We start from the raw sequence: 7261 nt of genomic DNA, 5'->3' as shown, positions 1-7261 counted from the left end.
GTCCATCAGCCGGGCCAGAAGCTGCATCGCCACGTCCTTGAAGGCGAGCGTCGGCCCGTGGAAAAGTTCCAGGATGAAGGTGTTGGGGCCGGTCTGCACCAGCGGGCAGACGGCCTCGTGGCGGAAGGTGGCATAGGCTTCGCGCACCAGCCGCTCGAAAACGGAGGCCGGGATTTCGTCGCCAAGGAACGGCGACAGCACGCGGATCGCAAGGTCGGGATAGGCAAGGCCGCGCATGGCGCGGATCTCGGCGGCGGAAAACTGTGGCCACTCGCGCGGCACGTAGAGCCCGCCGTCGCGCGCCAGCCCGGCCAGCACGGCGTCGGAAAATCCGAGAACGGGGGCTTCCCCGCGGGTACTCACATAGTGCATGTCACAATTCCGTTACTGCTTGGCTTTTCCATCCACCGCAAGGTGGTTAATTTCTGCGCTGGCTCAGTCGCATTTTTGCCGCGCGGTTGATATACGTCACCAGCTTTGCGAGAGGGAAGTGCAGTTTCATGGCGTTTCGTACATTCAGTGGTCGCTTTTTGGCGGGTCTTGCGCTCACCGGCTTTATGCTTGCCGCCGCCGGCTGCCAATCGGGCGACAATGGCATCCTGAACCTCGGCATAGGCAAGAAGGAGGACCCGACGGCGCCACCGCCGCCCCAGGATCCCAAGATACTGGCCAGCCAGTTGCAGGCCTATTGCCCCCGGGTGACGGTGCGCGACGGCACGGCCTTCTTCAACACCTATTCCAGGGAAGCTCAGAAGCCCAAGCCCAGGATCAAGAAGACCGGCGACGCCGCGCAGGATGCCGCGGCCCAGGCCGAGGCTGACGCCGCTGCTGCAACTCCGCCCGACGAATCGGCCAATATCATCTACCAGGCGTCGGTCAGCGACGTGACACGCGACTGCAGCCGTGCCAACGGCCAGCTGACGATGAAGATTGCGGTCGCCGGCAAGATTGTCCCCGGACCGAAGTTTTCTCCAGGCACGATCACCATGCCGATCCGAACGGCTGTGATGCATGGCACCGAGGTCCTCTACTCGCAGCTCCACCAGTATCAGGTCCAGGTCACCGATCCTTCGGTTGCCACGCAGTTCGTCTTCACCGATTCCAATGTCGTCGTGCCCGAGCCGACGGCGCAGGATTATCAGGCCTTTGCCGGCTATGACGAAACCGCGCATCAGGCAACGGCCGACAAGCCGAAGAAGACCCGCCGCAAGAGGGCTGCCGCGACGAACTAGGTCTCGGCAGTTGCATGAGGCGTGCGTCGCGGCGCACGCTTCTCAGGCGTCCGACCACTCCGACAGCGCCGCGATCACGCTTTTCAGCTCCGCCCAGCGGCGGATCACCGTCTCGGCGCCGGCCTCGGTGAGCGCGTCGGCATGGCCGGGATAGCTGTGGGCGGCTCCGGTGAAGCCGATCACCCGCATGCCCGCCGCCCTTGCGCCGTGGACGCCGTGCACGGAATCCTCGATGACGAAAGTGTTTGCCGGGTTGGCGTTGAGTTTCTCCGCCGCGAACAGGAACACGTCCGGCGCCGGTTTCGTTTTCCCGGTCGGTGTTTCCATCGCCGAAAAAATCCGGTCGGCGAAAAACGGCAAAAGATGCACCTTCTCCAGCATGAATTCGATCCGCTCGGAGCGTGAATTCGAGCAGACGCAGCGCGGCACGGTTACCGCGGCAACGGCCTCGCGCGCGCCATCGATGGCGCGGACGTCGCTGCGCAGTTTGCGGTCGACCAATTGTTCCTCCCTGTCGATCAGAGAGGCCTGGAAGGGGATGCGGGACTTTTCCTCGACCCGCAGCATGATGTCCTTGAAGGTCAGGCCGGCATAGCTCTCCGAAATCTCCTCAGCCGATATCTCGTATCCTGCCAAGGTCAAAAGCTCGGCGTCGACACGGGCGGCGATGATCTCGGAATCGACGAGCACGCCGTCGCAATCGAAGATGACAAGGTCTGGCTGGGGCATGGTGATCCGGACAATGGGAGGGCGAAGTGGCCTCGGAAGGCTCAGGCGGCGCGGCATACACCAACAGGGCCGCCTTCGCAAATTCGCCCCACCCGTGCCTTGGCCTTCACGGAATATTTACGCTGATCGGTAACCATAACCAGGAGTAAACAGTAACGCGTGCCCTGGGTGTCAGAATGTCTGCCGTGCGTCTTCTCGACGAGCTATCCCACGCCCCCCAGCAATCCGAATGGCTGGACACGATCCTCAAGGGCGACTGCGTCGCCGCGCTCGACCGGCTGCCCGAAAAATCGATCGACGTCATCTTCGCCGATCCGCCCTACAATCTGCAGCTCGACGGCGACCTGCACCGCCCCGACCAGTCGAAGGTCGACGCCGTCGATGACGAATGGGACCAGTTCGAGAGTTTCGAGGCCTATGACGCTTTCACGCGGGCCTGGCTGCTGGCGGCGCGCCGGGTGCTGAAACCCAACGGCACCATCTGGGTCATCGGCTCCTATCACAACATCTTCCGTGTCGGCGCCAAGATGCAGGATCTCGGCTTCTGGATCCTCAACGACGTGGTCTGGCGCAAGACCAACCCGATGCCGAATTTCCGCGGCCGCCGCTTCCAGAACGCGCATGAGACGATGATCTGGGCCACCCGCGACCAGAAGGGCAAGGGGTACACTTTCAACTACGAAGCGATGAAGGCGTCCAACGACGATATCCAGATGCGCTCCGACTGGCTGTTTCCGATCTGCACCGGCGGCGAGCGGCTGAAGAACGACAATGGCGACAAGCTGCACCCGACGCAGAAGCCGGAAGCGCTGCTTGCCCGCATCATGATGGCCTCGACCAAACCGGGCGACATCGTGCTCGATCCCTTTTTCGGCTCCGGCACCACCGGCGCGGTGGCCAAGCGTCTCGGCCGCCATTTCGTCGGCATCGAACGCGAGCAGGCCTATATCGACGCCGCCAACGAGCGCATCGACGCGGTGCGGCCACTGGATGGCGCCGATCTCACCGTGCTGACCGGCAAGCGCGCCGAGCCGCGCGTTGCTTTCGTCAGCCTGATCGACACCGGCCTGATGATGCCGGGTGCGACGCTCTACGACGCCAAGAAGCGCTGGGCCGCCAAGGTGCGCGCCGACGGTACTGTGGCGATCGGCGACAGCGCCGGTTCGATCCACAAGATCGGCGCCGAAGTGCAGGGGCTGGATGCCTGCAACGGCTGGACCTTCTGGCATTATGAGCGCAGCGGTGGCCTGACCCCGATCGACGAGCTTCGCCGCATCGCGCGGCTCGGCATGGAGCGGGCAGGGGCCTGAACCCCTGCCAATTGCTTCGAATGCCGTTGATTCAAAGGCTCAACGGATCGCGCGAAGTGATTCAAATCAAGCCTTGATTCCGAGACGTTCGAGGTCTGCTTGAAGCGTCTCTGCATCGGTGAACAGCACCGACTGCCAGCCTGCCGCCTTCGCGCCATCGACGTTCTTCTGGCTGTCATCGATGAACAGCGTGGCCGCCGGTTCGAGGCCGAATGCGGCGACGTGGTGATCGTAGATGCCGCGATCCGGCTTGATCATGCCGATCTCGCCCGAGATGGTGACGCCGCGCGGGCGGTTGAGGAAATCGAAGCGCTCGCGGGCTTCGGCCAGCGTGTCGCTGGCGAAGTTGGTCAGCATGGTCACGTCGTGGCCGCTCTCGATCAGACCGAGCATGATGGCGACACTGTCGTCATAGGCATGTGGAACCATCTCGTGCCAGTGGCGGCGGAACCCGCGGATGTTTTCCGCGTGATCGGGATGGTCCGCGATCAGCAGCGCCTCGGCCTCTTCCCAGGTGCGGCCGCGATCCTGCTCGATGTTCCAATCATGCGTGCAGACATTGTCGAAAAACCACTTTCTCTCTTCGGCATCCGGAATGAGGCGGCTGAACGGAATGTTGGGATCGTAGTGGATCAGCACTCTGCCGATGTCGAAAACGATGTGGCGTATTTCAGTCATGGGGCCTCTTTGCACTGTGTGGCGACGGCTTTTTCGTCGCGCCGGGTATCGCAGCCTCGATTGCCTTTTTCATGACAGTCGGCAGCGCCTCGCCGGAAATCTCGTGAGCGAGCGACCAGAAATGCCCGTCTGGCGCATCACCTTTGATGTGAGCGTGAAAGACTTCGAGTTGGAGAGCGAAATGCGTGAAGACATGCGCAATGCGGCCCGCATACCGCCAGTCGCCGGGAAAGGGCGCGGCCGCTTCCGTGGTCGCCCCATCGATCCGCGCGGTCCAGCCCGTCGTCGGCACCTCGGTCATGCCGCCGAGCAAACCCTTCTCCGCCCGTTTGCGCAGAAGGATGGCGCCGTCGGCCCGCACGGCGACAAAGGCCGCGCCGTGCCGCTGCGGCTTGTCGGCCTTGGGCAGGCGCACCGGGAAGTGCTCGGGATCGCCTGAAACGACCGCGCTGCAGTCTTCGCGCAGCGGGCATAGCATGCAGCGCGGCCGGCGTGGCGTGCAGATGGTGGCGCCGAGATCCATCATCGCCTGGGCGAAGTCGCCAGGCCTTGTCCCGGGCACCATGCGCTCGACATGGGCACGGATTTCGGGCTTGGCTTCGCTGAGCGGGGTTGCGATCGAAAACAGCCGGGAGATGACGCGTTCGACATTGCCGTCGACAACGGCGGCGGGACGGTCGAAGGCAATCGCCGTGATGGCCGCCGACGTATAGGCGCCGATGCCTGGCAGTTCTCTCAAAGCCGTTTCCGTGTCGGGAAACCGGCCGCCACGCGCGGCCACAAGATCGGCACACGCCTTGAGATTGCGGGCGCGGGAGTAGTAGCCGAGCCCGGCCCAGGCCTTCATCACGTCCTCCGCAGGCGCCGCGGCCAGCGCCTCGACATCGGGCCATTTCTCGACGAAAATCCGGAAATAGGCCTTCACCGCTTCGACGGTGGTCTGCTGCAGCATGACCTCGGAGAGCCAGATACGGTAGGGATCAGGCCGCACGCCGCGCGCATGCTCACGAGGCGTGATGCGCCACGGCAATTCACGGTGGTGCACGTCGTACCAGCCTAGCAGGCGGGACGCGATATGCCCGGATGCAGCTCTGCTGCTATCTCCGGATGCAGCTCTGCTGCTGTCCCCGGATGTGGCTTTGCCACTATCCCAGGATACGGTCTTGCGGGTCTGGTCTGCTGGTGCCATTGATCTGTATCGGCCTGGCCGGTATCTGCTGGGGTCTTGGCTGGAGGACGTACATGGCAGGCAGAACGCCCTACGGCAATCCCGTCCCGGTCAGCGATCTCGCGACCAGGATCCTCGATCCGGTGCTGCGCAAGCGGGCTGGCATTTCGATCGGCCTCGTCCAGTCATGGGACGAGATCGCCGGCCCGCGGCTGGCCAGCCATTCGCGCCCCGAAAAAATCCAGTGGCCGCGCCGTATGCATGAGGACGATCCGTTCGAGCCGGCCGTGCTGGTCATTGCCTGCGAAGGCATGGCGGCACTTCATCTGCAGCACGAGACGGGCGAGATCATCAACCGGGTCAACGCCTTCCTCGGCTTCACCGCCATCAATCGCATCAGGATCCTGCAGAAGCCGGTGACAACCGACAAAGGAAGGCGCAAACCGGCCCTGAGGCCGCTGACGGCGGCTGAGAAGACGAAATTGTCGGGAACTGTCGGCCTGGTCGATAATGATGAACTGCGCGCCTCGTTGGAGAAACTTGGCGCGACCATTATTGGGGAGAGAAAATCATAGGCGTCTTGAAGAAAGTCATGGATTCGTCGTCACTATCTCGCATTCGTGATCGCCCTTGTCAGGTTTCGCGATTGGATTGGGGATCGAGATGCCTTAATTCGCGCCAACTCTCGCCTTTTCGTGTCTTTGCATTGCAAAATCCAACCCTTGTCAGGTGATTCGTATGAACCGTCCCCCGTTTGGCCAAAGCTTGTCTCGCAGAAACGTCCTGTCTTCGCTGGCCGCCATTCCGGCGGTGGCCCTGCTCGCCGCCTGCAGCGACTCTGGCGAGGAGGCGAAGGCCGCGGATGTGAAACCTGCGGCCCCGGCCGCCCCCGCGACGCCGGCCACGCCGGCCGCCGCCACCGCGCCGGAAGCCCAGGGCACCGTGGACATGGCGGAACTGATGAAGCCGGGTGCGCTGCCCGACAAACAGCTTGGCAAGGACGACGCCAAGGTCACCATCGTCGAATACGCCTCGATGACCTGCCCGCACTGCGCGCATTTCGCCGAGACCACCTTTCCGGACCTGAAGACCAAGTACATCGACACCGGCAAGGCGCGCTACATCCTGCGCGAATTCCCGTTCGATCCGAGTGCCGAAGCCGGTTTTATGCTGGCGCGCTGCGCCAAGGACAACTACTACCCTATGGTCGACGTCCTGTTCAGGCAGCAGGCGAACTGGGCTGGCGTTCAGAACACCAAGGATGCACTGCTGCAAATCTCGAAGCTCGCCGGTTTTACACAGGAGTCCTTCGAGGCCTGCTTGACGGACCAGAAACTTCTGGACGATGTGAGATCGGTCCAGAAGCGTGGCGCCAATGAATTCAAGGTCGACTCGACACCGACCTTCTTCATCAACGGTAAGACCTACAAGGGGGCGATGTCGATTGAGGAAATGTCGGCCATCATCGACCCTCTGCTCTGACGTCCAGTCAGCCCTGAGGCGGCGGCGCTTCGGCGTGCGCGGCTTCCGGTCGTGCCGCGAATTCTCATCGCAAAACCACGGTAATCCGCTTAGTGGGCGGCGCGAATGAAGTTTTCGCGCCTTCGCCTCCTCGGTTTCAAGTCCTTCGTCGAGCCCGGCGAGTTCGTCATCGAACGCGGACTGACCGGCATTGTCGGGCCGAACGGCTGCGGCAAGTCGAACCTTGTCGAGGCGCTGCGCTGGGTGATGGGCGAAAGCTCCTACAAGAACATGCGCGCGTCCGGCATGGACGACGTCATCTTTTCCGGCTCGGGCACGCGCCCGGCACGCAACACCGCCGAAGTCACACTTTTCCTCGACAACAGTGACCGCTCGGCGCCCGCTGCCTTCAACGATGCCGACGAATTGCAGGTGTCGCGCCGCATCGAGCGTGAGGCCGGCTCGCTTTACCGTATCAACGGCAAGGAGGCGCGCGCCAAGGACGTGCAGCTTCTGTTCGCCGACCAGTCGACCGGCGCGCGTTCGCCGTCGATGGTCGGTCAGGGCCGCATCGGCGAACTGATCCAGGCCAAGCCGCAGGCACGCCGCGCGCTGCTCGAAGAGGCAGCAGGCATTTCCGGCCTGCACACCCGCCGCCACGAGGCAGAACTGCGGCTGAAGGC

General features: G+C 63.1%; 8 protein-coding genes and 1 pseudogene. 5 read left to right on the top strand and 4 right to left on the bottom strand.

The window, feature by feature from the left end:
* Positions 1–372: pseudogene (locus EN964_RS18820) on the bottom strand (threonine synthase); the annotation flags it as partial.
* A 128-nt stretch (positions 373–500) separates the two neighbouring features.
* Here EN964_RS18820 and EN964_RS18815 point away from each other — a divergent pair.
* Positions 501–1232, top strand: a complete 732-nt coding sequence (locus EN964_RS18815; RefSeq protein WP_127270306.1) for a hypothetical protein — start codon at positions 501–503, stop codon at positions 1230–1232.
* Between the two features lie 42 nt (positions 1233–1274).
* Here the strand turns inward: EN964_RS18815 and EN964_RS18810 are convergent, their stop codons facing one another.
* Positions 1275–1961 (bottom strand): HAD family phosphatase, encoded by a 687-nt coding sequence (locus EN964_RS18810; protein WP_127268823.1) that lies wholly within the window; start codon positions 1959–1961, stop codon positions 1275–1277.
* Between the two features lie 176 nt (positions 1962–2137).
* Here EN964_RS18810 and EN964_RS18805 point away from each other — a divergent pair, with 176 nt between their 5' ends.
* A complete protein-coding gene (locus tag EN964_RS18805; protein WP_127268824.1) occupies positions 2138–3271 on the top strand; it encodes a site-specific DNA-methyltransferase in 1134 nt (377 codons plus the stop codon).
* Positions 3272–3337: 66 nt separating this feature from the next.
* Here the strand turns inward: EN964_RS18805 and EN964_RS18800 are convergent, their stop codons facing one another.
* Positions 3338–3949: an HAD family phosphatase gene (locus EN964_RS18800; RefSeq protein WP_127268825.1), complete on the bottom strand. Its 612-nt coding sequence runs from the start codon at positions 3947–3949 to the stop codon at positions 3338–3340.
* The gene (mutY, locus tag EN964_RS18795) at positions 3942–5138 is read right to left on the bottom strand and encodes an A/G-specific adenine glycosylase (RefSeq protein WP_127268826.1); all 1197 of its coding nucleotides are present in this window, start codon (positions 5136–5138) and stop codon (positions 3942–3944) included. The genes EN964_RS18800 and mutY overlap by 8 nt, the downstream gene beginning before the upstream one ends.
* Positions 5139–5191: 53 nt before the next feature.
* Between mutY and EN964_RS18790 the strand changes: the two genes are divergently transcribed.
* The 3 genes from EN964_RS18790 to EN964_RS18780 form a co-directional block, all read left to right on the top strand.
* On the top strand, positions 5192–5692 hold the full coding sequence (locus EN964_RS18790; protein WP_127268827.1) for a DUF721 domain-containing protein: 501 nt from the start codon (positions 5192–5194) through the stop codon (positions 5690–5692).
* A 163-nt stretch (positions 5693–5855) separates the two neighbouring features.
* Positions 5856–6599 (top strand): DsbA family protein, encoded by a 744-nt coding sequence (locus tag EN964_RS18785; protein ID WP_127268828.1) that lies wholly within the window; start codon positions 5856–5858, stop codon positions 6597–6599.
* A 105-nt stretch (positions 6600–6704) separates the two neighbouring features.
* On the top strand, positions 6705–7261 hold a 557-nt coding region (locus EN964_RS18780), incomplete at its 3' end, for an AAA family ATPase (protein ID WP_164775878.1).

It is taken from the genome of Mesorhizobium sp. M7A.F.Ca.CA.001.10.2.1 (assembly GCF_003998575.1).
Taxonomy (GTDB): Bacteria; Pseudomonadota; Alphaproteobacteria; order Rhizobiales; family Rhizobiaceae; genus Mesorhizobium.
This window is presented reverse-complemented; position numbering and strand designations above follow the sequence as displayed.

Coding starts and splice junctions, on each gene's coding strand:
- EN964_RS18805 (WP_127268824.1), top strand. CDS start 2,138: ATGTCTGCCGTGCGTCTTCTCGACGAGCTATCCCACGCCCCCCAGCAA.
- EN964_RS18800 (WP_127268825.1), bottom strand. CDS start 3,949: ATGACTGAAATACGCCACATCGTTTTCGACATCGGCAGAGTGCTGATC.
- EN964_RS18815 (WP_127270306.1), top strand. CDS start 501: ATGGCGTTTCGTACATTCAGTGGTCGCTTTTTGGCGGGTCTTGCGCTC.
- EN964_RS18785 (WP_127268828.1), top strand. CDS start 5,856: ATGAACCGTCCCCCGTTTGGCCAAAGCTTGTCTCGCAGAAACGTCCTG.
- EN964_RS18790 (WP_127268827.1), top strand. CDS start 5,192: ATGGCAGGCAGAACGCCCTACGGCAATCCCGTCCCGGTCAGCGATCTC.
- mutY (WP_127268826.1), bottom strand. CDS start 5,138: ATGGCACCAGCAGACCAGACCCGCAAGACCGTATCCTGGGATAGTGGC.
- EN964_RS18810 (WP_127268823.1), bottom strand. CDS start 1,961: ATGCCCCAGCCAGACCTTGTCATCTTCGATTGCGACGGCGTGCTCGTC.